Annotated in this window: 20 protein-coding genes; 4 read left to right on the top strand and 16 right to left on the bottom strand. The window is 55.6% G+C overall.

The features are described from left to right. Positions 1-56 precede the first annotated feature (56 nt). Both BJP35_RS04155 and BJP35_RS04160 read right to left on the bottom strand, forming a co-directional pair. The gene (locus BJP35_RS04155) at positions 57-2,012 is read right to left on the bottom strand and encodes a glycoside hydrolase family 127 protein (protein WP_047742786.1); all 1,956 of its coding nucleotides are present in this window, start codon (positions 2,010-2,012) and stop codon (positions 57-59) included. Positions 2,013-2,022: 10 nt separating this feature from the next. Continuing rightward, complete coding sequence (locus tag BJP35_RS04160) at positions 2,023-3,423, bottom strand: MFS transporter (RefSeq protein ID WP_047355987.1); 1,401 nt, start codon at positions 3,421-3,423, stop codon at positions 2,023-2,025. Between the two features lie 224 nt (positions 3,424-3,647). On the opposite strand from BJP35_RS04160, the gene BJP35_RS04165 reads away from it, so the two are divergent. Then, positions 3,648-4,466, top strand: a complete 819-nt coding sequence (locus tag BJP35_RS04165) for a helix-turn-helix domain-containing protein (protein WP_020882659.1) — start codon at positions 3,648-3,650, stop codon at positions 4,464-4,466. Here the strand turns inward: BJP35_RS04165 and araD are convergent, their stop codons facing one another. From araD to yiaK, 8 genes are read right to left on the bottom strand one after another with little or no spacing between them, the layout of a single operon-like run. After that, a complete protein-coding gene (araD, locus tag BJP35_RS04170; protein ID WP_047742789.1) occupies positions 4,467-5,162 on the bottom strand; it encodes an L-ribulose-5-phosphate 4-epimerase in 696 nt (231 codons plus the stop codon). Then, positions 5,156-6,016 (bottom strand): L-ribulose-5-phosphate 3-epimerase, encoded by an 861-nt coding sequence (locus tag BJP35_RS04175; protein ID WP_047742791.1) that lies wholly within the window; start codon positions 6,014-6,016, stop codon positions 5,156-5,158. The genes araD and BJP35_RS04175 overlap by 7 nt, the downstream gene beginning before the upstream one ends. Continuing rightward, entirely contained in the window at positions 5,998-6,672 is a 675-nt protein-coding gene (gene ulaD, locus BJP35_RS04180; protein WP_047742793.1) for a 3-keto-L-gulonate-6-phosphate decarboxylase UlaD, read from the bottom strand. Before ulaD ends, BJP35_RS04175 begins: the two co-directional genes overlap by 19 nt. After that, complete coding sequence (locus tag BJP35_RS04185; RefSeq protein ID WP_047742795.1) at positions 6,669-8,174, bottom strand: FGGY-family carbohydrate kinase; 1,506 nt, start codon at positions 8,172-8,174, stop codon at positions 6,669-6,671. The genes ulaD and BJP35_RS04185 overlap by 4 nt, the downstream gene beginning before the upstream one ends. Positions 8,175-8,222: 48 nt before the next feature. Beyond that, entirely contained in the window at positions 8,223-9,542 is a 1,320-nt protein-coding gene (locus BJP35_RS04190; RefSeq protein WP_014168105.1) for an MFS transporter, read from the bottom strand. A gap of 43 nt (positions 9,543-9,585) precedes the next feature. Continuing rightward, positions 9,586-10,512 carry a DUF4862 family protein gene (locus BJP35_RS04195; protein ID WP_086462921.1) on the bottom strand — a complete coding sequence of 309 codons (927 nt, stop codon included), beginning with the start codon at positions 10,510-10,512 and terminating at the stop codon, positions 9,586-9,588. Between the two features lie 27 nt (positions 10,513-10,539). Then, positions 10,540-11,007: a YhcH/YjgK/YiaL family protein gene (locus BJP35_RS04200; RefSeq protein ID WP_086462922.1), complete on the bottom strand. Its 468-nt coding sequence runs from the start codon at positions 11,005-11,007 to the stop codon at positions 10,540-10,542. A 10-nt stretch (positions 11,008-11,017) separates the two neighbouring features. Continuing rightward, complete coding sequence (yiaK, locus tag BJP35_RS04205) at positions 11,018-12,016, bottom strand: 3-dehydro-L-gulonate 2-dehydrogenase (RefSeq protein WP_014168108.1); 999 nt, start codon at positions 12,014-12,016, stop codon at positions 11,018-11,020. A gap of 224 nt (positions 12,017-12,240) precedes the next feature. Between yiaK and yiaJ the strand changes: the two genes are divergently transcribed. Both yiaJ and BJP35_RS04215 read left to right on the top strand, forming a co-directional pair. Beyond that, a complete protein-coding gene (gene yiaJ / locus BJP35_RS04210; protein WP_020882654.1) occupies positions 12,241-13,059 on the top strand; it encodes an IclR family transcriptional regulator YiaJ in 819 nt (272 codons plus the stop codon). A 3-nt stretch (positions 13,060-13,062) separates the two neighbouring features. Further along, on the top strand, positions 13,063-13,518 hold the full coding sequence (locus BJP35_RS04215) for a 4Fe-4S binding protein (protein WP_047742808.1): 456 nt from the start codon (positions 13,063-13,065) through the stop codon (positions 13,516-13,518). Positions 13,519-13,522: 4 nt separating this feature from the next. On the opposite strand, the gene avtA is transcribed toward BJP35_RS04215, so the two are convergent. Both avtA and BJP35_RS04225 read right to left on the bottom strand, forming a co-directional pair. Next, a complete protein-coding gene (gene avtA, locus BJP35_RS04220; RefSeq protein ID WP_020882652.1) occupies positions 13,523-14,779 on the bottom strand; it encodes a valine--pyruvate transaminase in 1,257 nt (418 codons plus the stop codon). A gap of 180 nt (positions 14,780-14,959) precedes the next feature. After that, positions 14,960-16,990: an alpha-amylase gene (locus BJP35_RS04225; protein WP_047742810.1), complete on the bottom strand. Its 2,031-nt coding sequence runs from the start codon at positions 16,988-16,990 to the stop codon at positions 14,960-14,962. Positions 16,991-17,304: 314 nt separating this feature from the next. On the opposite strand from BJP35_RS04225, the gene BJP35_RS04230 reads away from it, so the two are divergent. Continuing rightward, the gene (locus tag BJP35_RS04230; protein ID WP_020882650.1) at positions 17,305-18,129 is read left to right on the top strand and encodes a protein bax; all 825 of its coding nucleotides are present in this window, start codon (positions 17,305-17,307) and stop codon (positions 18,127-18,129) included. A 40-nt stretch (positions 18,130-18,169) separates the two neighbouring features. Here BJP35_RS04230 and xylR read toward each other — a convergent pair whose 3' ends face one another. From xylR to xylF, 4 genes are all read right to left on the bottom strand, one after another. After that, entirely contained in the window at positions 18,170-19,348 is a 1,179-nt protein-coding gene (xylR, locus tag BJP35_RS04235; RefSeq protein WP_020882649.1) for a D-xylose utilization transcriptional activator XylR, read from the bottom strand. A 33-nt stretch (positions 19,349-19,381) separates the two neighbouring features. After that, positions 19,382-20,563, bottom strand: a complete 1,182-nt coding sequence (gene xylH, locus BJP35_RS04240) for a xylose ABC transporter permease XylH (RefSeq protein ID WP_014168116.1) — start codon at positions 20,561-20,563, stop codon at positions 19,382-19,384. Then, positions 20,541-22,082, bottom strand: coding sequence for a xylose ABC transporter ATP-binding protein (locus BJP35_RS04245; RefSeq protein ID WP_086462923.1), 1,542 nt, complete (start codon positions 22,080-22,082; stop codon positions 20,541-20,543). Before BJP35_RS04245 ends, xylH begins: the two co-directional genes overlap by 23 nt. 71 nt (positions 22,083-22,153) lie before the next feature. Next, positions 22,154-23,146, bottom strand: coding sequence for a D-xylose ABC transporter substrate-binding protein (gene xylF / locus BJP35_RS04250; protein ID WP_032679983.1), 993 nt, complete (start codon positions 23,144-23,146; stop codon positions 22,154-22,156). Between the last annotated feature and the right edge of the window lie 147 nt (positions 23,147-23,293).

Genomic DNA, 23,293 nt, shown 5'->3' on the forward strand with positions numbered 1-23,293 from the left:
TTTATCTCCCGCGCCTGTGGGAGAGGGTTGGGGTGAGGCTGACAGGACAGATGCCTTCAGGCCTCATCCACCCAAATCCGCATTTCCCCTTCTCCCCGGTTTGCCCAGCTGAACCACGGAATAAAGGTCAACGTCCGGGGCTGGCGCTGCACCGGGGCGCGATCGTACTGCCACAGTGCCTGCGTGCCTTCCTCATCAGCGTGACGCGCGATGCCCTCCGCCTGAATCAGTATCTTGTGCGCAAAGATCCCTTTTCCTTCAAAGACCCGAAATTCGCTCTGCTCAGGCAGGGAGAGGTTATGCAGGTTCGCGCCATTGTCGGCCTCTTCCAGGCAGTAGACCAGCGGGCCACGCTGCAGCGCGACTTTACCGGCCTGCTGGCGTACCAGCGGGTTACCGTACACGCGGCGGACCGGCATGGGTAAGGTCAGCGTAAGGGTATCTCCCTCCTGCCAGCGGCGGGTGAGGTACAGATACCCCCGGGAGACATCACCCGTGACCCTTTCGCCGTTCAGTGACACGGCCGGGCTTGTGCACCAGTCTGGTAAACGTAGTGCCAGCGTGTGGGTCACCGGGGCAGGTGAGGTGATCTCGATGTTGACCTCTTCCTGCCATGGATAATCACCGCTAATCCGTAGCTGTAAGGTGCCCTCATCTACCGGTATGGCGACGTCGTTCCCCACATAGAGGTTGATAAAGAGCGCGTTCTGACGAACGGTATAGAGATAGTGGCCCAGCGAAGTGAGCACGCGGGCGATATTGGGCGGGCAACAGGCGCAGCCGAACCAGCGCTGGCGAACCGGCTTAACGTGGTCGTAGACATGATTAAATGCCAGTGTTTTAGGGTGTACCTCCAGCGGGTTCACATAGAAGAAATGTTTACCGTCCAGCGCCATGCCGCCCAGTACCGTGTTGTATAAGGCACGCTCCATCACGTCGGCGTACTGGCTGTCCGCTTCCATCTCCAGCATCCGGCGGGCAAACATCATCAGGCCAATGGAGGCGCAGCTTTCGGCATATACCGTATCGTTAGGCAAATCGTAATCGCTGCTGAAGGCTTCGCCACTGCTTTGCGAGCCGATCCCGCCGGTAATATAGAGCTGTCGCTGGGCCATGTTATTCCACAGTCGCAGGCAGTCCTGGCGTTTACCCTCGTCATGACTCAGGCGAGCAAGATGCGCCATGCCCGCCATCAGATAGACAAATCGAACCGCGTGGCCGATGGCGGTGTGTTGTTCGGCAAGCGGTTGATGCGCCTGGCTATAGGCTTTGTCCTTGACCATCCACGCCGGGCCGTACGTGTTCCAGTACGATGTCCGGCCCCGTTTCTCATATTCGATATCGTAGAAATGAGGCTGTGTGCCGCGCGTGTCGATAAAATATTTCACAAGGGCCAGGTAACGCGGTTCCTGAGTGACGTCGTAAAGCCGCATAAGCGCCAGCTCAATTTCCGGATGGCCCGGATAACCGTGAAGCTGCTCCTCGCCGGGGCCAAAGACCCGGTCGATATGGTCCGCCAGTTTGCATACCACCTCCAGCAGACGGCGTTTTCCGGTCCCCTGAAAATAGGCCACGCCAGCTTCAATCATATGTCCGGCGCAGTACAGTTCGTGGCATTCGGCAAGGTTCGTCCAGCGCTCACCGGGTGCTTTCACCGTGAAGTAGGTGTTGAGATAGCCATCGTCGCACTGCGCCGCCGCAATCAGCTCAATCACCTCATCGGCGGTTTTTTCACGTTCCGGGTCGGGCTTCTGGCACAACGACCACGCGACGGCTTCCAGCCATTTCGCCACGTCGCTGTCCTGAAACACCATTCCATAGAACTCCCCCTGTTCCAGCCCTGCCGCAATGCGGAAGTTGGTGATGGCGTGACTCGGTTCGGCTTCGGTAACGCGATCGTTTAGCGCATCCCACTGGTAGGGGATCACCACATCACGCACCAGCCGCTGATACTGGCCGAGAAACGGGTCGTTGATGTTCAGTGTGTGCAGGTCGGCTTCCATTATGGACATGTCATTCTCCTCAGGACGATACGTGACGCTGGCGCAGATCGGTGGCAATGCGCGACATCATGGGATTGTTGAGTCTGCACCAGCGGATTGAGACCGCCAGCAGCAGGTGGAAAAGGGCGGGGAGCAGCGTCTCCATCGCAGTAATTCCCTGTAACGAGGCTGGTGTCTGGTTGCCCGCGCCCGGCTGGTAAGCGACGGCGATAAACACCAGGCTGATGATCCCGGCGCTGGACGCCCAGGCGAGCTTGATGAAAAACAGATTGAAAGCGAAGTTCATGCCAGATGAACGTACCCCGTTTTTCCACTCACCATAGTCATCTGCAAATGCCATCAGCGAGAAGTGCAGGGGCAGGGTAAAACCGAGAATGACGCCGTTACTCAGAATAACGATCAGCCAGAGCGTCTGATGAGCCGGACCGCCTGGCAGAAACCACATACCCGCCGCGAGCGCGGCCAGCACGAGGTTGGTGTAGTAATAGAGTTTGACGGTATCAATCCGGCGAGAAAGGGGATTCACGATCACCGCGCCGAGAATGGCCGCAAAGGTCACCATTGTGAAGAACAGCGAGGTATAAGCGGTACTGCCCTGGAGCACGTAGGTGATGAAGTACATGTAGCCGCCGCCACGAATGTTGAAGACGTTGATCAGCAGGAATGACATCACCAGCATCAGCAGGAGCTGATCGTTGTTGCGCAGGCCGGCCAGGTGCTCGCGTAAGGTGAATTTGCCCATCAGCGCCAGCGGGACGCGCTCACGCACCCAGAAGAAGCAGCAGAGGAACATCACCACGGCGATGGCGCACAACACCCCAACGCCGAGCTGATAGCCTCGCGCAGCGTTGCCCTCGCCCAGCGCTGCGACCAGCCACGGCAGGCCAACAGAGACCAAAAAGCCCGCCACACCGCACAGCACAAAGCGCCATGACTGACAGGAGATGACCTCGCTGTGGCGGGTGGTCATGGTGTTGATCAGCGCGCAGTAGGGCACGTTGATGGCGGTATAGCCCACTGACAACAGCAGATAGGTACCAAACGCCCAGGCGATTTTCACCCCCATGCTGGCGTCAGGCACGGTGAAGGTCAGTACACCGATAACCCCGACAGGAAGCGCCACCCACAGCTGCCACGGGCGAAAACGCCCCCAACGGCTTTGTGTTCGGTCGGCAATCACCCCCATCACCGGATCGGAAATGGCGTCAAACACGCGCAGGGCAATAAACAGCGTGCCAACGAGCGCAGGCGTCAGACCAAAAACGTCGGTGTAGAAGAAGGTAAGAAAATTCATGATCAGGCAGGTAATGACCGTGCCACCCGCGTCACCCAGGCCGTAGCCAATTTTTTCGCGGACTGACAGGCGGTCATCCATTGCCCCTTGTACGACCTGTGATTCTGTAATCGGTGTGGAAGTCATGAGGTAACTCCTCGGTAATCGATTTTTATCGTATTTATGCAAGGTACCCCATTCATTCTGCACCGAACGCTCAGGCCAACAAGGGAAGGGAAAAGTATAAAAAGGTGACGATTCCGACCTGATGATAAATTTGTGATTTCGATCGGGAAGGCAGGAAGATATTCATTAATAATCAAAGCATAAGATGAATATTAATGGCAATCAGAGCGGAATGGTGAATATCCATGCTTGAATTATCCATAGCGCTTCCGATTAAAGTGCAAAATGGTGGGCTCTTTATTTCCCGGGGCGTGGGCCGGCATCCGGCGCGCAAATTAACCTCGTGGGAGATTATCTTCGTCGAAAAAGGGACATTAACGATCCAGGAAGAAAACACGCTCTTTGAGGTGAAAGCGGGAGAGAGCTTACTGCTCTGGCCGGCGCGTCGACACGTGGGGACAGAAGATTTCCCGGCGGACCTGCGGTTCTACTGGCTGCATTTTGAGGTCGAAGGGCAATCGTCGCCTTTGCCACATGCTTTTCCGGTGGCCATTGAACAACATTGCTGCGTGCGCGATGCTCAATATGTGATTGCGCTATTCCGGCAATTCCTGAGTGAGCAGGAAAAATTACAGCGAAGCGTGGCGCTGGAAATGATTTTGCTGCTGATTTTACAGCAAGTGTCGATCTCCTCAGGTTATGAAGACAGAGCCGATGAAGCCGGCGCGGCCATGGCATGGAAGGCAAAACAGCTTATTCGCACGCAGTTTCATCTGCCGCTTTCCACATCGCAACTGGCAAAAGCCTTGCACTGCAATGCCGATTATCTGGGACGCGTATTTCGCCGGACCTTTCACTTAACCCTGACGGAGGCGATCCATCGCCAGCGCGTCAGGGCGGCAGAAAAGCTGTTGCTGAACGACTCCGCGTCCCTGACCGAAGTGGCAACCCGCTGCGGTTTTAATGATGTCGGGTATTTCCGGCAGATATTTTCAAAGCATACCGGCTTAACGCCCGCCGTCTGGAAACGGCGGTACTGTAAGGAGCATATTAATTCCGGGTGATCACTGCCCGTAGTAGGCATTTGCTCCATGCTTGCGCAGGTAATGTTTATCGAGCAGTTCCTGCTGCATCGTCGGTAGTTGTGGCGCAAGCTGGCGTGAAAACAGCCCCATAAAGGCGCACTCTTCCAGCACCACAGCGTTATGTACCGCATCGGCTGCATTTTTTCCCCAGGTGAACGGGCCGTGAGAATGCACCAGCACCGCCGGGATCTGCATCGGGTTTACGTCGCGCTCCTCAAAGGTTTTGATGATGACTTCACCGGTCTGGTATTCGTATTCACCCGCAATTTCAGCCGGGGTCATCAACCGCGTGCAGGGGATCGCACCATAAAAATAGTCAGCGTGCGTGGTACCCCATGCCGGTAAATCCTGCCCTGCCTGCGCCCAGACAGTGGCGTGGCGGGAATGGGTATGCACAATGCCGCCAATTTCAGGGTAACGGCGATACAGCGCCAGGTGGGTTGGCGTGTCGGAAGAGGGTTTTTTAACCCCCTCGACCACCTGGCCCGTGGCAATGTCCACCACCACCATATCCTCTGCGGACATTACGTCATACTCCACGCCGGAGGGTTTAATCACCATCAGGCCGCGTTCACGATCCACCGCACTGACGTTGCCCCAGGTGAAAGTCACCAGATGGTGGGCGGGCAGCGCCAGGTTTGCCGCCAGGACCTCGGCTTTGAGTTGTTCTAACATGTCATCCCTCCTTCCTGCATCCGGGCTTCAATCCAGCGGCGTGCCTGGATGATTTCCAGTACCGGCTCTTTGGCTTTTTCGGTCCACATTTCAATCAGAAATGCGCCGCGATAATTGAGCTGATTCAGCGTGTTAAATATGCCCACGAAATCAACGCACCCCTCACCGAACGGTACGTCACGAAACTGTCCGGGGCTTTGTTCAGTCACGGGCTGGGTATCTTTCAGGTGGATGGCGGCGATGCGATCGATGCCCAGCGTCAGCTCGGCGGCCACATCGTTACCCCACGCGCTCAGGTTGCCGACGTCCGGATAAACGCTGAACCATGGCGAAGCGAGCATTTCGTCCCACTTTTTCCATTTGCTGATGGAGTTCATAAACGCGGTATCCATGATCTCCACTGCCAGCATGACCTGCGCGGCGGCGGCCTGCTCCACGGCCCATGCCAGCCCTTCGGCAAAGCGTTGCCGGGTACCTTCGTCATGTTCTTCGTAATAGACGTCATACCCGGCAAGCTGGATGGTGCGAATACCGAGATCGCGCGCCAGACGGATGGCTTTGGTCATAATGGCGCGTGCGCGCTCGCGGACGGTTTCGTCCCGGCTACCAAACGGGAAACGGCGGTGGGCAGACAGACACATCGACGGGATCGCGACCCCGGTTTCCAGCATCGCCTCAACCAGAGAGGCGCGCAGCGCGGTGTTCCACTCAAGGCGGGACAGACGCTCATCGGTTTCATCAATCGACATCTCGACAAAATCAAATCCGCAGCTTTTTGCCAGCACCAGGCGCTCTGGCCAGGTGAGCGCTTTCGGCAGCGCTTTTTCGTAGATACCTAACGGATGCTGACGCATGGTGACTCCCCCCAGATGTCGCGGATGTGTGAATGGAATGCATGGGCCACCTGCGGTGGGTTGGCAGCGCCTGTCAGTGCCCGTCCGGCAATAAACGCTTTCACATTGATCTGCTTAAACAGCGGCAGGTCGGCGGGGGTAATGCCGCCGGTGATCGAGAGCTGCAGGCCGATATCCGAGAGGGCTTTCATGCTGGCGAGATCCGCCTCGCCCCACTGCTGGCCGCTGGCCTGTGCGTCGCGCCCACGGTGATAAATGGCCTGTGTGACCCCGATACGGTGCCATTCACGCGCATCATCCAGCGTCCAGTGACCAAACAGCTCCATCTGAATTTCCCCGCCGCAGCGCAGAGCCACCTCGTGACCCTTCTCGACGGTTGCCAGCGGCGCGGCGCAGATGATGGTCATCCAGTTCGCGCCTGCGCCAAACGCCTGTTCAGCCAGCGTTTCTCCGGCATCGGCCACTTTCCAGTCAGCCACGATCGTTTTTTTCGGACACTGCTGGCGCAGTGCGCGTACGGCATTAACCCCTTCGGTGAGACACAAAATGGTGCCTGCTTCGATGATATCGACGTGATCCGCAAGCCGCTCGACGTCGCGCTGTGCGGCCTGAAGTGAGGTATGGTCGAGCGCCAGCTGCAGTAATGGTCGGCTCATAGGTCGTGCTCCTTAACATGGGCGTGATAGCCCTGTAGTGCTGAAATCAGTAGCTGGTAGCGCTGATACTTGCGCTGGTAGGCCGCATGGGCATGCTTGTCGGGTGTGATGACGCGAATGTGATGTCTGACAGCCTGCTGCGCGGTGCGGAAATCGGGATAAACGCCGGTACCCACCAGCGCGGCCAGCGCCGCGCCGGAACAGCCGGTCTCTTCGACCTGCGGCAGTTCTATTGCCAGACCGCTGACGTCCGCGAGCATTTGCATCCACACATCCGAATGGGCAGGGCCGCCGGTTACGCGCAATGCCTGCACGTGCGTGAAGCGCGCTAGCATGCGGTTAAGATGGGTCATGTGGCTGAAGACCACACCTTCATAGACCGCCTGCAACAGATGCGCGCGGGTATGCAGGGCCTGCATGCCGTAAAACCCGCAGGTCATCTCCAGCCCGGCGTTGCTGCCATAGAGGAACGGCAGGAAGAGCAGATCGCTTCCGGCTTTCGGCAGGCTGGCAACGGACTGGTTGATCGCATCGAATGACATGTCGCCCCACTGTGTGGTCAGCCATTCGAGGTTACCGGACGAGGTGGGGCTGGCTTCGTGAACGATGTAGTGCTGCGGATGAACGTAGCGCCCATACACATAGGGATACGGCTCGTTATGGCCTATACCGTTGGCGATCCCGCTGGTGACAGCCCAGGTGCCCATCACGGCGTTGAGCGTACTGTCGTCATGTAACCCGGCGCAGATCGCGGTGGAAACCACATCAAACAGCCCCCCCACAACGGGTGTACCCGCTGCGAGACCAGTCAGGGCGGCGGCCTGAGCGGTGATTTCCCCGCACATTTCTGCTGAACCGACGATCGGCGGCAGTGCGCCGTCAATTTCATCGATGCCGAGCCAGCGTGTGAGCTGCGGGTCGTACTGCCCGGTGTTCATGTTGTAGAGATTGGATTCAGAGATGTTGCTCTCTTCACACCCTTTAACGCCGGTGAGGCACCAGCGCAGGTAGTCGTGCGCCATCATCACACAGCCAATCTGCTGATAACGGTGCGGTTCATTCTCTTTCACCCAGCGCAGGAGGGAGGCGGGATGCCCCGTCCATAACGTCTGGCGCGTATGCGGATAAAGCTTTTCAGGAATACCGTCCTGCTGCCAGCGCTGTACAATCTCCAGCGCCCGGCGGTCAGAGGAGAGCATGGCGTTGCCGAGCGGCTGGTCATACTTGTCCAGTAAAAACAGTCCTTTACCCTGAGCTGATATCCCGACGCCTTTGATTTGTGCGCCGCCGATGCCGGCCTTTTTAAGCAGCAGGGCGACGGTGGCGTGGCACTGCTGCCAGAGTTGGTGCATATCCCGCTCAGCGTGGCCTGCGTGTGGGCTGAGTGTGGCAACCGCGCGGCGCTCAATACAGACTTCCTGGCCCTGGCTGGTGTACAGACCGGCTTTCAGATACGTTCCGCCACAATCGATACCCAGCCAGAAGGGCTCTTTTTCACTCATCGTTGACTCTCTTGTCTTACGCCCTCTCTTCAGGAGAGGGCGGGGGGATCAGGCTGCGTGCTTATGCGGGTTCACGCCGGGGTTGGGTTCCGCTCCGGCATCGCATTTCGCCGGTAGCATCAGGGCGAGCAGCGAGGCCAGCGCCAGTGAAACCGCGAGGCAGTACACCCCGGCATCTTTGCTGTAGAGGGTAATCAGCACGCCCACCGCGTAAGGGCCGCAGAACCCACCGAGGTTACCCAGGGCGTTAATCACGCCGCGAGCGCCACCGGCCATCTCTGCGCTGAACAGGCGCGCCGGGATCGTCCAGAACACACCCGCAGCGGACTGCAGGAAGAAGCCACAGCCCACCAGCGCGGCATAGGCCAGCCAGATGTTCTCTTTCAACGCCACGGAGAGGAACATGCAGAGCGCGAAGCCAATCAGCGGCAGGGAGACGAACAGCTTGCGCTTGCCGGTACGGTCAGACAGTGAGGAGAACAGGAACATGCCCGCAATGGCGCCGACATAAGGCAGGATGGCGAGCATTCCCACCTGGCCGATGCTGGTATGCGTCAGCTCTTTGAGAATGGTTGGCAGCCAGAGGGTGTAACCGTAAATCCCGGTCTGGTAGAAGAAGTTCAGGGCAATCAGCTGCCACATGGTTTTGTCGGACAGAACAGCACTCAGCGAGGCATTTTTCACCGCTTTTCCGGCAATAGCCTGCTGTTCTGCGGCCAGCGTTTGTATCAGATAATTTTTCTCGGCCTCGGAGATCCAGCGAGCCTCCTGCGGGCGGTCGTAGACGGTGAACACCCAGAGCACCAGCACCACAATGGACATCAGCCCTTCAATGATGAACAGCCAGCGCCAGTCAAGTGCGGTGATAATCCAGCCCGACAGGGGCGCGGTGATGATCCCCGCAATGGGAACAAACATGATGACAATCGCATTGGCGCGGCCGCGTTCGGCGTCCGGGAACCAGTTACTGATCATCGTGAGCACCACAGGCAGCATCCCGCCTTCTGCCACACCGAGTAAGAAGCGCAGTGCCAGCAGTTGATACTGGTTGGTCACAACGCCGGTCAGGACTGAAATCACCGCCCAGGCAACCAGCGACCAGCCAATAAACTTCTTACCGCTGCCATGCACGGCAATCTTGCCGCCGGGCACCTGCAGGAACAGATAACCGATAAAGAAGATCCCACCCGCCAGGCCTGCCATGGTGGCAGAGATACCTAACTCTTCATCCATACCGCCTGGCATCGCAAATGCGATATTCACGCGGTCCATATATGAAATAATACAGGCGATAAGAATAGGCGGAATGATTCTTAACCAGCGCTGGCGCGGAATATCCGCTTGTAGAGCATGAGTAGAAATATTCATATTTAATATCTCAGTGAATGTAACCGGAATAAGATTTTTATTGTTATTGCGTTGCTTTTTTCATTTCACTAATGCCGTCACGCAAAATAGCGATGCGATGGCTGACGTTAGCATTAGCATTTATTTCCAGTAATTTAATACCGGAGAATTTCAATGTTGCGGTACTCGCCGCAGTAAAAAGTGCTTTTACCTGGTCGGTGGTCATTAAACTGTCGGCGCAGAACGGGGAAAATGGCGCGTGCAGATCCTGCCATTCGCCGTACGCTCCGCGGACGGAGGTCCCGGAGAACATCAGTGCGCCCAGCTTCCCGGCCTCAAGTGCGGCTTTAACATGTTCAGGCGGCAGCGTGGTATTGCGTCCTTCGATAGCCGACCGCGCCCAGTTAATGCATACGCTGATATCCGTTTCTTTCACCACCTCAAGCACCTGCGCTAAGGGCAAAAACCCCTTTCGTGGCGCGGGGCCGGTCATGGCATCGCAGTGTTCAAGCACCAGGTCGCATGACCAGTCCCATGAGGTGATTTCACGTACAGAACGGGAAAACGCAGCGGTAGCTTGTTCAACAGACGGGTTTCCCGCCTGCGGCGCGGCTTGCATCTCCAGGGCAATAATTTTGCCTGGAAAGCGAGTATTGATGGCATCAATCTTTCGCAGCAGATGGCGGTAATAGTCAACGCAGGCTTTGCGCTGTTCTTCATCGGCAGAGGCCAGGCCAAACGCGCCATTTGTGCCGCGGCGGCGCATGGTTTCCATCACCGCGGTAACCACCATTTGCCAGTCTCCCGGCGTATGGCGGAACAGCCATTCGTCACCCAACGGATGGAGATCCTCAAGACACGGTTGCTCCAGCCCGCGAATATCTGGCGTATCGGAAAGCGCTCGCCAGAAGTCCTGCTCTTCTTGTTCCCCTTGCTGGTGAAACGAGGGTGCGCAGGGGTACGCACCAATTATAAAACCGGTGTTAGTCATTTCGCATTCCCAATAGAGTTCAGAAAATTAATCTATTTCGCTGATTGCTACTTTCACCACAATTTTACGAATTGCCGATACCTTATTTTTAATGCAGGCAGGACGGTGAACATCCTGCGGAAAAAATATGGCGTAACTGCCGGGCGTCATTTCTATAAATGATTCATTTTCGCTGCCGTGATAAAAAATAATATCCCGCTGTTCCAGCAGTGATTCGCTTATTTCGTTATTGCCGGTATCAATGGCGACACCGATTTTCTCTTCACCCCATGCCAGAAACTGAATGTCCAGATAGCGACGGTGCACTTCGGGACGGTTCTCATCCCACGTCCGGGTGGTGAGGTCGAGCACCTGAGCAAAAATGTTTCGTCCGTCAATGTCCACCACGCCAGGTGCCAGCGCCGTGAAATCCGTGGTGCGCAGAAAATCGAGCGCTTTCTCTATCGCCCGCGGCAGGCGACACGGATTTGGCTGCGAAATATGTCCTAAAATCATGGCCCACTCCTTACAGAGACTGGATTTTCGCCCACACGCTGTCGTCAATGGTGATGCCGTTGCGGCGGTTCTCTTCGAGCAGACGTGTGAATTCATGACCCGGCAGTCGAACCGCGACGTTGTCATCAGCCCGCTCGGCGTTGATGATAAAGTCCATGATGCGCTGCAGTTTGGCATCGCGGGTGGGTCCGTCGATCAAACGATCGACCTCGATGGCGATAAAGATTTGTGACACGCCATATTCGTCGCTGTTGTCCTGGGTCACTTCCGCAACGGAGGATCCGTTGGAGAGCAGGGTTGCGATCATGTCGAGGACGATGGATAAGCCCGATCCTTTCCAGTAGCCCATCGGCAGAATGCGGCGGTTTTTCTCGATCACACCAGGTTCTCTGGTGAGATGCCCTTCATCGTCAAAGCCCCCATCCACCGGCAACGTGCGTCCGGCCAGGCGATTCACTTCCAGCATGCCGTAGGAGAACATTGACATCGACATATCGACCATTGTGATCGGCGTAGACGGAATCGCCACGATCAGAGGGTTAGTGCCGATGCAGCACGCTTTCGAGCCCCAGGCTGGCATGACGGCAATGGAGTTAGTCCAGCAGATCCCGATGTACCCCTTCTCTGCGGCCTGCCAGCCGTAGCTGCCACCGCGCATCCAGTGGTTGGCGTTTCGCAGTGCCACCAGGCCGATACCGTGGTCGGCGGCCAGTTCGGTGGCGCGATCCATCATCTTTTTCGCCGTCAGGTTGCCAATGGAACGTCGGGCATCCCACTGTTCGATGGCACCTAGCGAGGTCACCCGTGTTGGCTGGGCATCAGGAATGATGTCGCCGGCATCAAGCTGCTGAATGAAGCGAGGGAAGCGGTTAACCCCGTGTGAATAGACGCCCGATTCCGTGGTGCGGGCAAACATCTCCGCGCAGGCGTCGGCGGTGTCCGCTTTTACGCCGCGATCGACCAGGACCCGCCTGAACGCCGCTTTTAACTCTTCAAAGGTCACTTTCATCCCTGTTCTCCTGTTTTTGTCGGGGCAAGTGTGAGTGCTTTTTTATCGCTAAATTTCACTATGCGAAATCTGATTTCAAATATAGCGTTCAAATTTTGCCAGATCAACGACATTCATGATTTTCAAAATCGATTAAAATCAAATGGTTGTGTTTTTTCTGTTGAGATCGTGAACTGAACCACACTTTGCGCTACCATCAGGACGCGATAAAAAGGAGCCATTGGATGAGCACGAAAGAGAGCGAAATGACGCAAGAAAAAGAGAGGCCAGCAGGTAGCCAGAGCTTGTTTCGCGGCCTGATGCTGATTGAGATCCTCAGCAACTACCCGAACGGGTGTCCGTTGGCCCATTTATCGGAACTGGCAGGGCTGAATAAAAGCACCGTGCACCGTTTACTGCAGGGATTACAGTCGTGCGGGTATGTTACCCCGGCGCCTGCGGCGGGCAGCTACCGCCTGACCACCAAATTTATCGCCGTCGGGCAAAAGGCGCTGTCGTCGCTGAATATCATTCACGTGGCGGCCCCGCACCTTGAGACGCTGAATATCGCCACCGGTGAGACGGTGAACTTCTCAAGCCGCGAGGACGATCACGCGATTCTGATTTATAAGCTGGAGCCCACAACCGGTATGCTGCGCACGCGTGCTTACATCGGTCAGCATATGCCGCTCTATTGTTCGGCGATGGGCAAAATCTACATGGCGTTTGGTCATCAGGACTATGTGGCGAGCTACTGGCAGAGCCATCAGGAGCAGATCCAGCCGCTCACCCGCAACACGATTACCGAACTGAGCGCGATGTATGACGAGCTGGCGGAAATCCGCGAGCACAGCATGGCGATGGATAAAGAAGAGAACGAGCTGGGCGTCTCCTGTCTTGCCGTACCGGTGTTTGATATTCATGGCCGCGTGCCGTACGCGATCTCCATTTCGCTCTCGACGTCCCGCATGAAGCAAATTGGTGAAAAAAACCTGCTGAAACCGCTGCGGGAAACGGCAGAGGCTATCTCAAAAGAGTTGGGTTTTAACGTGCGCGGAGCGTGACAGATGAACCGATTTATCCTGGCTGATACGGAAAAATGCATTGGCTGTCGTACCTGCGAAGTGGCCTGCGTGGTGTCGCATCAGGGAATGCTTTCTGCAGGCGCGTTTGCGCCCCGCATTCGGGTGGTCAAAGGCGGCGCATTCACTACGGCTGTGGGCTGCCATCAGTGTGAAGATGCCCCTTGTGCCACTGTTTGTCCGACACAGGCGATTCGCCACACCGCGGGTGCCTGGCGGGTGGAGCCGGCGCGCTGTATTGGCTGTAAAAGTTGTGTGGTAGCGTGCCCGTTTGGGGCAATGCAGGTTCAGCGAGTGGGGAACCGTGTTCAGGCGGTGAAATGTGATTTGTGCGCAGATCGCGAGGCTGGACCCGCCTGTGTGGAGGCGTGCCCAACCCACGCGCTGCGCTGCGTTGACCCCGCCAGATTACGCACCGAACGGCTGCATAATCTGGCGTAACGCGTTACTGGCTATCTTCGCGCCAGGCGTACTCAATCTCTTCGGCGAGAATTTTCACGCCCGCTTCGATTTTCTCCGGATCGGGCACGTAGTTCATGCGCATGCACTGATGCGTATGCGGCCACGGCTTATCCAGACCCGGGAAGAAGTAATCACCCGGCACCATCAACACGCCGCGCTTTTTCAGGCGCTGGTAGAGAAGCTCGGTGGTGATCGGCAGATCCTTAAACCACAGCCACAGGAAAATTGCCCCTTCAGGTTTGTGGATCAGGCAGCGTTCTTCCGGTAAGTAGCGGCGAAGAATGGCGATCGTTTCCTGTACCCGCTGGTAATAGAACGGCTTGATAACCTCGTTCGACAGGCGCAGCAGGTCATTACGTTTGATCATTTCGCACATCATCGCCGGGCCGATTCCCCCCGGGGAAAGGCTGATAATGCCGTTCATGTTGGTAATGGCGGTGATGATTTTTTCATTGGCGATGATGATCCCGCAACGGCTGCCCGGCAGACCCAGCTTGGAAAGGCTCATACACAGGACGATGTTCGGGTTCCACAGCGGACGTGCTTCGCTGAAGATGATCCCCGGGAACGGCACGCCATAAGCGTTATCAATCACCAGCGGGATGTCGTGCTGATTCGCCAGCGCATCCAGCTTCATCAGTTCGTCGTCGGTGATGACGTTGCCCGTTGGGTTGGTTGGACGTGATACGCAGATCATGCCCGTCTCTTCACCAATATGCAGATGTTCAAAGTCGACGTGATATTTGAACTGGCCTTCTGGCAGCAGCTCAATATTCGGGCGCGCCGAGACGAACAGATCCTCTTCGAGGCCGGAATCGGCATAGCCGATGTACTCTGGCGCCAGCGGGAACAGCACTTTTTTGGTAGTGCCGTCGGCACGACGGCCTGCGAACAGATTAAACAAGTAGAAAAATGCGCTCTGACTGCCGTTTGTCAGTGCAATATTCTGTGGTTCGATATCCCAACCCAGCTCTTTGCGCAGCATTTCAGCAAGCAGTGTCAGCAGTTCGGTTTTACCCTGTGGGCCGTCGTAGTTGCAAAGCGCATCAGTTGCTTTCCCGCTTTCCAGCATCTGAGCCAGCAGCGTCTGAAAATAGGTGTTCATCTCCGGGATTTGAGCCGGGTTTCCGCCGCCGAGCATGATGGCGCCTGGTGTGCGCAGCCCGTCGTTGAGGTCCTCCATCAGGCGAGTAATGCCTGAATGGCGGGTGAATTTGTCGCCGAAAAGTGAAAACGTCATAGCAGGTGATCTGTCGAGCTTATTTTGAAAGTGGGTAACCATAACGCTAGCACCGTGCTGGTGCAAATCGAGAGATGCGGTCAGGATTGTTGTTTTATGTGGTGGGAAGGTATTTAGGTAGTGGATTGTTCTGGTGAAATATCCCTCTCCCGGAGGGGGAGAGGGAACCGGTTTGCGTCGTTATTGATTACCCGCCCACACCACCATGACCTTATCGCTATTGTGCTCGCGAACGAAGCCGTAGCCTTCTTTCAGCGACAGCGTGGTTTGTTTGCCTTCACCTATTGCGGGATGCCGGGCGCGGAACTGGCCCAGAACCTGCCAGTGGGCGACGGTTAAGGCCTGCTTGCCCGTCACGTCCTGCCAGTTCATATCCGAGCGGGTGCCCTGTAATGGATCGGACCCTGTCGGTCCGAATGGCCGCTCGGATTCATCGCCGTAGTAAATTTGTACGCTGCCCGGTGCGAGCAGGAGCAGCTCTGCGGCACGCTGGCCGCCTTCACGGAAAAGGCGTGTGTCATGCGACGAGAGATAGCTCAGGACATTGAAGCTTTGCAGTTTTTCCGCCATCTGCTGCCAGGTCAGGTCGATGTCCGCCAGACAACCGACCGCTTTTGCTGCCTGCTCCTGATAATCAAAGTTGATCATCGCGTCAAACCCGTGGCGGTAATAATCGCTTTGCATCACGCCGTGGCCCCATGACTCGCCGGTCATCCAGAACGGGGTATTGTCGAGTTTTTTGTCGGGGTTCGCGCCTTTCCAGGCTGCCAGCGCCTGGCTTGCCTGATCTTTCAACTGCTGCCAGGCCTCGAGTTCCACGTGTTTTGCCGTATCCACACGGAAACCGTCAATGCCATAGTCACGTACCCACTGGCTGAGCCAGTGGGTCAGGTAATCACGCGGGGTGTAGCCCGAAATGGCCTTCGCGTGGGTATCGGGTTTATGTTGATAGAAATTAGGTAAACCGGAAGGGGTCGTCGACTCCGTTTTCAGGTCCGGCAGGAACGCCAGCGACAGGGTTAAATCGTCGAAGCCGGGATTGTCATAATCGCCAATGTCGGTGCGGATCCACTTTTTACCCCACCATTTTTCCCAGGCGGCTTTGTCGCTGAAGTTGATGTAATCGTTGAAGCTGTGCCAGCTTTGGCCTGCTCCCGGCTTCCAGTCCGTCCAGTGCTCGCCCAGCGTTTTTTTCAGTTCATCACCCTGCAGATAAAGGGCCCCGAACTGGAACGCCTGCATGTCTGCGAGCGTCGCGTAACCCGTGTGGTTCATGACGATATCAAACAGGATGCGGATCCCGCGTTTATGCGCTTCATCGACAAGGTGGCGTAAATCATCTTCGGTGCCCATGTTGGCATCAAGCGTGGTCCAGTCCTGGGTGTAGTAGCCATGATAGGCGTAGTGGGGGAAGTCACCTTTGGTGCCACCGCCAACCCAGCCGTGGATCTGCTCCAGCGGGGAGCTTATCCAGAGCGCATTCACGCCCAGCTGCTGTAAATAATCGAGCCGGGTTGTAAGCCCCTTGAGATCGCCACCGTGGAAGGTGCCGATCTCCTGCATGCCATCTTTGTGGCGTCCATAGCTGTTATCGTTAGAGGGATCGCCGTTGACAAAGCGGTCAGTCAGCACGAAATAGACGGTGGCGTTTTGCCAGCTAAACGGCGCAGGTTTGTCGGTCTCGGCGCGTTCAAGCAGCAGCAGGCCGTTGCTGTTGGCGGCGGGTTGCAGGGTGATTTTTCCATTCTGCACAGTTGCAGTCTGTTTGCTGTAGAAATCACGGACCACCGATCCTTCCGGGAAATCGTTGCCAACTTCAAGCGTCAGGGGTTTACCGTCCCACTTCGGACACTGGCGGGTAACGTTTGCAAGCGACGGTTCCGTTGCGCTCTGAATAGTCAGCATCAGTGTGGGCGTACCGGAGCGGGTATCGACACGCATCTGATACTCGCCGTCGCGGAACAGTCGCCACTGCGGCGGCGTGCCGTCACATTTTTTAAGCGACAGCATCTCATTGAGTTTTATTGCATCCGTTGGCTGCCAGCACGTGTTATCAAAACTCAGCGTAAGAGGGCGAGTACCCTTCGCAAGCTTTGCCTGGCTGGTGAATATCCCGGTACCTTCGGCGCTAAAGGCGTTGAAACCCGGTGATGACCAGTCAGCATGAGCCAGTGCGGGTAACATCAGAAAAGCTAATGCGGTGCGTTTCATTCCATTTTCCTGTCGCGGCATTTTTGACCAGTGTGCCATCAGGTGTGGGGTAAAAACTCATCCCCCAGGGCTTTCTGCAAGGATGACGCGTGAGGATGAGTGATCCCGCGCAAAATTAGGAAGTTATCTGCGAGTTCGCGCACAATTTTTCAGAATTGATGCTTATGTGAGCAGGTTTCAGGTGACATAGTTTCGGAATTGGACTATTTCTATACGTGCTCTTGCAGTCTATTTTTGTTATGATTTGAGATTCCGCTCTCAAATTTGTGAAAAAAATAAGGTGTTGGAATGTTTATATCCGACCAGGAGACCTAATGATATCGACTCCCATTCGACGATATGGGGCCGCGATACTCATGTTACTCACCATGGCATTTTCGGGTGAGGTGCTTGCGAAGACGCACACGGATACAACGAGTAAGAAAGCCCACGTAATAAAGACGACAAGTAGTAAGGTTAGCAGTAAACAAGAGTATTCTCGCAATAGTGCAAAGAGTAGTTCACTTCCTGATTTGCGAAAATACCCTTCCGGAACACCAAGGAAAAAAGCGTTTCTCCGGACGGTAATGCCTTACATCACAAGTCAAAACGCCGCGATTACTGCGGATCGTAACTGGTTGATTGCCAAACAGTACGACAGCCGTTGGTCGCCATCAGAACGCGCGCGTCTGAAAGATATCACCAAACGCTACAAGGTGAGCTGGAACGGTAACACGCGCCGTGTGCCGTGGAACTCTCTCTTAGAGCGTGTCGACATTATCCCGGGGAGCATGGTTGCGACCATGGCTGCAGCCGAAAGTGGCTGGGGCACCTCGAAACTGGCGCGTAACAACAACAACCTGTTTGGTATGAAATGTATCAAGGGGCGTTGTAACAATGCACCAGGTAAGGTGAAAGGTTATTCTCAGTTTGAATCGGTGAAAGATTCCGTGAATGCCTACGTGGTGAATCTGAACACGCATCCGGCCTACTCATCGTTCCGTAAATCGCGCGCTCAGCTGCGTAAAGCGGATCAGGAAGTGACGGCCAGCACGATGATCCACAAGCTGAAAGGTTATTCGACCAAGGGACAGAGCTATAACAACTATCTGTTCGCGATGTACCAGGATAACCAGCGCTTAATCGCCGCACATATGTAATTCAAAAAAACGCCTTCCGATGGAAGGCGTTTTCTTTTCTCTACATCATCACTTCGCTGTGACGCTCCCGGTACTCTTTTGGCGTACTTTCATACTCCTTTCGGAACACCGAATAAAAATATTGCAGCGACGGGTAACCGCACATCTGTGAGATTTCGTTGATCGACAATGAGGTGGAGATCAGCAGGCTGCGCGCTTTCTCCAGTTTCTCGGCGTGGATGACCGCATGAATGGTTTCGCCCACTTCTTCTTTAAACCGCTTCTCCAGATTCGAACGGGAAATGCCCACCGAGTCCAGCACCTGATCGACCTTAATCCCTTTGCAGGCGTTGTTGCGAATGTAGTGCATGGCCTGAATAACTGCCGGGTCGCTTAAGGAGCGGTAATCCGTTGAACGGCGTTCGACTACACGGACAGGGGGAACCAGTAAGCGCTGAAGCGGCAACGCTTCTTTATCCAGCAGACGATGCAGTAACTTCGCCGCCTGATAACCCATCTGACGCGTACCCTGTGCAACGGACGAGAGCGCCACGCGAGAGAGGTAACGCGTCAGCTCCTCGTTATCGATGCCAATGACGCACAGTTTTTCCGGCACCGGAATGTGTAAATGTTCGCAGACCTGCAAGACGTGGCGGGCACGAGCATCCGTGACGGCAATAATGCCGGTTTGCGGCGGCAGGGTTTGCAGCCAGTCCGCCAGTCTGTTTTGCGCGTGCTGCCAGTTTTCCGGCGCGGTCTCCAGCCCCTGATAAACCACGCCGCGGTACTTCTCCTGCGCGACAAGCTGGCAGAAAGCATGTTCGCGCTCAACTGCCCAGCGCTTGCCGCTGGTTGACGGTAAACCATAAAACGCGAAGCGATGGACGCCTTTCTCTTTCAAATGCAGGAAGGCGGTCTCAACCAGCGCATGGTTATCGGTGGCGATATAGTGGACCGGCGGATAGTGCTCGGGCGCATGGTAAGAGCCGCCGACGCCGACAATCGGAACGTCGACGTCAGTCAGCAATTGCTCAATGACGGGGTCGTCGTAGTCAGCGATGACCCCATCGCCCAGCCACTCTTTGATGTTTTCGAGACGGGTTCGGAAATCTTCTTCGATAAAAATATCCCACTCGGATTGCGACGCCTGCAAATATTCACCAACGCCCTCCACCACCTGACGGTCGTAGGCTTTGTTGGCATTGAATAACAACGTGATGCGGTGACGCTTTTCAAACATGGCTAACTTCCCAAATAAGTCACAATATTGTTATCAGGCTCGTCGCTTGGTTGCAGAGTCCATCCAGACTGCCAGCAAAAGAATGGCCCCCTTGACGATATACTGCCAAAACGTCGGGACGTCCATCATACTCATCCCGTTATCCAACGAAGCCATAATAAATGCCCCCATCACCGCGCCTGCCACGCTGCCGACACCGCCTGCGAGGCTGGTGCCGCCAATGACACAGGCGGCGATAGCATCCAGCTCGGCGATGTTCCCGGCCGAGGGAGAACCCGCCCCCAGACGCGAGCTGAGGATCAACCCGGCGATAGCAACCATCAGGCCGTTAATGGCGAAGACGGCGAGTTTGGTGCGCTCGACGTTGATCCCTGAAAGGCGAGCAGCCTCAAGGTTGCCGCCGATGGCATAAATACGGCGACCAAACGCGGTACGCGTGGCCATAAACATCCCGGCCAGCAGCAACAGTGCCAGCAGCAATACCGGCGTCGGGACACCGCGATAGTCGTTCAGAAGCCAGATTGCGCCCAGTACAATGACCGCAGTGAGTGCCTGACGACCGACTGTGGACGTTGACGCTGGCGATGCCAGACCCAACGCCTGACGGCGCATTCGCCCACGCCACTGCCAGGCCACAAACGCCAGCAACCCAATCACACCGAACGTAAAGCCGACGCTATCGGCGAGGTAGCTCTGACCAATTTGTGACATGGCTGCGCTGGTAGGGGAGACGGTGGTGCCGTTGGTGATGCCAATTAGGATCCCGCGGAAGGCCAGCATCCCCGCCAGCGTGACAATGAACGACGGGACTTTACGGTAGGCAACCCACCAGCCGTTCCAGGCGCCCAGCAGCAGACCCAGCACCAGCGTAACCGCAATGGTCAGCGGCAGTGGCCAGCCAAGCCAGACGTCAAAAATGGCCGCCACGCCACCAAGCAGACCCATCATCGACCCCACCGACAGGTCGATTTCCGCCGAGATAATCACGAATACCATACCCACCGCGAGGATGCCGGTAATGGCAGTCTGACGCAGCAGGTTAGAGACGTTACGCGCGCTTAAGTACGAGCCATCGGTCATCCAGGTAAAGAACAACATGATGGCAATAATCGCCGCGATCATCACGAAAACCTGCAGGTTCAGCGCTTTTAGCCCGGCAAACGCGCCGGGCGTCGGAACAGCGACTTTAATATCAGACGGATTGCTTTTCGACATGACGTTCGCTCCTTAAAGCGGCTTCCATCACCTGCTCCTGCGTCAGGTTCTGGTTAATCAGATTGGCTTTCAGTTTTCCCTCGTGCATGACCAGCACGCGATCGCTCAGGCCGAGCACTTCGGGTAACTCAGACGAGATGACAATGACGGCAATCCCTTGCTGTACAAGCTGATTAATCAGTTTGTAGATTTCGTACTTGGCGCCGATATCGATCCCACGCGTCGGCTCGTCCAGGATCAATATGCGTGGGTTGAGGAGCAGGCAGCGCGCCAGGATTGCCTTCTGCTGGTTGCCCCCGCTCAGACGTCCAATGGCCAGTTCCGGGGAGGATGTTTTGACCTTGAGTCTGGCGAGCGACTGGAGAATGCACTGCTGCTCAGCAGCATCATCGAGGCTGCTCAGCGCACCGGAGAACCTATCGAGCGCGGCAAGCGTGATGTTTTTACCCACCGCCATGACCGGGACGATGCCATCTTTCTTGCGATCTTCCGGTACCATGGCGATACCGTGGGCAATCGCCTGCTGGCAGTTCTCGATTTTTACCGGCTGTCCGTCGATAAAAATACGGCCTTCCCAGCGACCCGGCCATACGCCAAACAGGCACTGGACGGCTTCAGTTCGCCCGGCCCCGACTAACCCCGCAATACCGAGGATTTCGCCGCTGTGAAGGGAAAACGAGACGTCATTAACGCGCTTGATGTGGCGGTTAACGGGATGCCACGCGGTGAGGTTTTCCACCCGTAACACTTCGTCACCCGTGGTGTGCGTTTCGTTTGGATAGAGCGCCGTGAGCTCGCGCCCCACCATCATGGTGATAATGTCATCTTCACTCATGCCGGCAGCTTCACGTGTGCCGATGTGCTGACCGTCGCGGATCACACAGATGGTGTCCGAAATGGCTTTTACCTCATTGAGCTTGTGCGAAATGTAGATGCACGCAATGCCGTGGTTTTGCAGATCGCGAATGATATTGAGCAGGACGGCCGTTTCCTGCTCGGTGAGGGAGGCCGTTGGCTCATCGAGGATCAGCAGCCTTACCTGTTTGTTCAGCGCCTTGGCGATTTCAACCAGCTGTTGTTGCCCGAGGCCAAGATCACCGACGCGCGTATCCGGGGAAATCGCGAGACTTACCTGGGCCAGCAGTTTTTCACAGCGTAGCGTCATGGTGTCGTAATCCAGTACGCCATGACGTGAAATTTCGGCCCCCAGAAAAATGTTCTCCAGCACGGTGAGGTGCTTCACCAGCGCCAGCTCCTGGTGGATGATGGCGATGCCTTTGCGTTCGGTATCGCGAATGTGTGTCGCCTGAATCACTTCACCGGCAAAGACAATTTCGCCTTCGTAACTGCCATGCGGGTAGATCCCACACAACACTTTCATCAACGTCGATTTGCCCGATCCGTTTTCGCCACACAGCGAGACCACTTCGCCGGGATTGAGCCGCAGACTGACGTTGTCGACCGCTTTCACCGCGCCAAAGCGCTTGGTGATGCTTTTCATTTCAAGTAAATAAGGCATAACTGCTCCACATGACCCGAGGGAAGAACAGTACAACTCGATGCGCCCCCGCAGAGCAGGGGCGCGCTGGATTACAGTTCACTCTTCTTGTGGAAACCGTCTTTAATGACGGTGGCGTCAATGTTGTCTTTATTGACTTCAATGGGGGTGAGCAGACGAGCCGGAACATCTTTAAGCCCGTTATTCAGCGTCGCGTCTGCCTTAGGTTGCTTACCATTTCCCAGCTCCACGGCAATTTCCGCCGCCGTATTCGCAAGCTGGGTAATCGGTTTGTAGACGGTCATGGTTTGTGTGCCTGCCATGATGCGTTTGACGCCCGCGAGGTCGGCATCCTGACCCGAAATAGCCACTTTTCCTGCCAGCCCCTGGGCGCTGAGTGCCTGGATTGCGCCCCCTGCGGTGGCATCGTTGGATGCGACGACAGCATCGATTTTGTTGTTGTTGGCGGTTAAGGCGTTTTCCATGATTTTCAGCGCGTTTTCTGGCAGCCAGCCATCCGCCCACTGATCGCCGACCACTTTAATCTTACCGCTGTCGATATACGGCTTCAGGACTTTCATTTGCCCTTCGCGGAACAGCTTGGCGTTGTTATCAACCGGCGAGCCGCCCATCAGGAAATAATTGCCCTGAGGTACTTTGTCGATCAGGCTTTTAGCCTGTAATTCACCCACTTTTTCATTGTCGAACGAAATATAATAATCGATATCCGCATTATTAATCATACGGTCATAGGCTAAGACTTTTATGCCTTCTTGTTTGGCTTCTTTAACGACGTTACTTAATACCTGGCCGTTATAAGGGATAATGACCAGCACATCGACGCCGCGGTTGATCATATTCTCAATTTGCGACATTTGCGTTTCTTCGTTGCCGTTCGCGGATTGCACAAACACATTCGCGCCAAGTGATTCCGCTTTTTTCACAAAAATATCGCGATCTTTCTGCCAGCGTTCAAGGCGCAGATCGTCAATCGCCATGCCAATTTTGACTTCCTTGGCATGTCCGGCAAAGCTTGCAAGGAGGAGCGTAGTGCAGAGAGTAAGGGACAGGTTCTTTATCTTCATAATTATAGGGCCTTTTTGTAGGGGTATGTGTTGCTGAGATAAAAGAAACATTCACTGCTGGGACGCAGCAAATTTTTAACGGGGAAAGGCGGGCTGGCAATTACAGATTTTTATCTTCGCATTATGATATTTGGTTTATTTCTGAAT

The organism is Enterobacter sp. J49 (assembly GCF_002148625.1).
In the GTDB taxonomy this organism is placed as follows: Bacteria; Pseudomonadota; Gammaproteobacteria; order Enterobacterales; family Enterobacteriaceae; genus Enterobacter; species Enterobacter ludwigii.

Bases quoted from the DNA above. Each gene is read 5' to 3' on its own strand.
- xylH (WP_014168116.1), bottom strand. From the start codon at position 20,563: ATGTCGAAAAGCAATCCGTCTGATATTAAAGTCGCTGTTCCGACGCCC.
- ulaD (WP_047742793.1), bottom strand. From the start codon at position 6,672: ATGAGCCGACCATTACTGCAGCTGGCGCTCGACCATACCTCACTTCAG.
- yiaK (WP_014168108.1), bottom strand. From the start codon at position 12,016: ATGAAAGTGACCTTTGAAGAGTTAAAAGCGGCGTTCAGGCGGGTCCTG.
- xylR (WP_020882649.1), bottom strand. From the start codon at position 19,348: ATGTTTGAAAAGCGTCACCGCATCACGTTGTTATTCAATGCCAACAAA.
- BJP35_RS04165 (WP_020882659.1), top strand. From the start codon at position 3,648: ATGCTTGAATTATCCATAGCGCTTCCGATTAAAGTGCAAAATGGTGGG.
- BJP35_RS04175 (WP_047742791.1), bottom strand. From the start codon at position 6,016: ATGCGTCAGCATCCGTTAGGTATCTACGAAAAAGCGCTGCCGAAAGCG.
- xylF (WP_032679983.1), bottom strand. From the start codon at position 23,146: ATGAAGATAAAGAACCTGTCCCTTACTCTCTGCACTACGCTCCTCCTT.
- araD (WP_047742789.1), bottom strand. From the start codon at position 5,162: ATGTTAGAACAACTCAAAGCCGAGGTCCTGGCGGCAAACCTGGCGCTG.
- BJP35_RS04230 (WP_020882650.1), top strand. From the start codon at position 17,305: ATGATATCGACTCCCATTCGACGATATGGGGCCGCGATACTCATGTTA.
- BJP35_RS04195 (WP_086462921.1), bottom strand. From the start codon at position 10,512: ATGACTAACACCGGTTTTATAATTGGTGCGTACCCCTGCGCACCCTCG.
- BJP35_RS04160 (WP_047355987.1), bottom strand. From the start codon at position 3,423: ATGACTTCCACACCGATTACAGAATCACAGGTCGTACAAGGGGCAATG.
- avtA (WP_020882652.1), bottom strand. From the start codon at position 14,779: ATGACGTTTTCACTTTTCGGCGACAAATTCACCCGCCATTCAGGCATT.
- BJP35_RS04155 (WP_047742786.1), bottom strand. From the start codon at position 2,012: ATGTCCATAATGGAAGCCGACCTGCACACACTGAACATCAACGACCCG.
- BJP35_RS04185 (WP_047742795.1), bottom strand. From the start codon at position 8,174: ATGAGTGAAAAAGAGCCCTTCTGGCTGGGTATCGATTGTGGCGGAACG.
- BJP35_RS04215 (WP_047742808.1), top strand. From the start codon at position 13,063: ATGAACCGATTTATCCTGGCTGATACGGAAAAATGCATTGGCTGTCGT.
- BJP35_RS04225 (WP_047742810.1), bottom strand. From the start codon at position 16,990: ATGAAACGCACCGCATTAGCTTTTCTGATGTTACCCGCACTGGCTCAT.
- BJP35_RS04200 (WP_086462922.1), bottom strand. From the start codon at position 11,007: ATGATTTTAGGACATATTTCGCAGCCAAATCCGTGTCGCCTGCCGCGG.
- yiaJ (WP_020882654.1), top strand. From the start codon at position 12,241: ATGAGCACGAAAGAGAGCGAAATGACGCAAGAAAAAGAGAGGCCAGCA.
- BJP35_RS04190 (WP_014168105.1), bottom strand. From the start codon at position 9,542: ATGAATATTTCTACTCATGCTCTACAAGCGGATATTCCGCGCCAGCGC.
- BJP35_RS04245 (WP_086462923.1), bottom strand. From the start codon at position 22,082: ATGCCTTATTTACTTGAAATGAAAAGCATCACCAAGCGCTTTGGCGCG.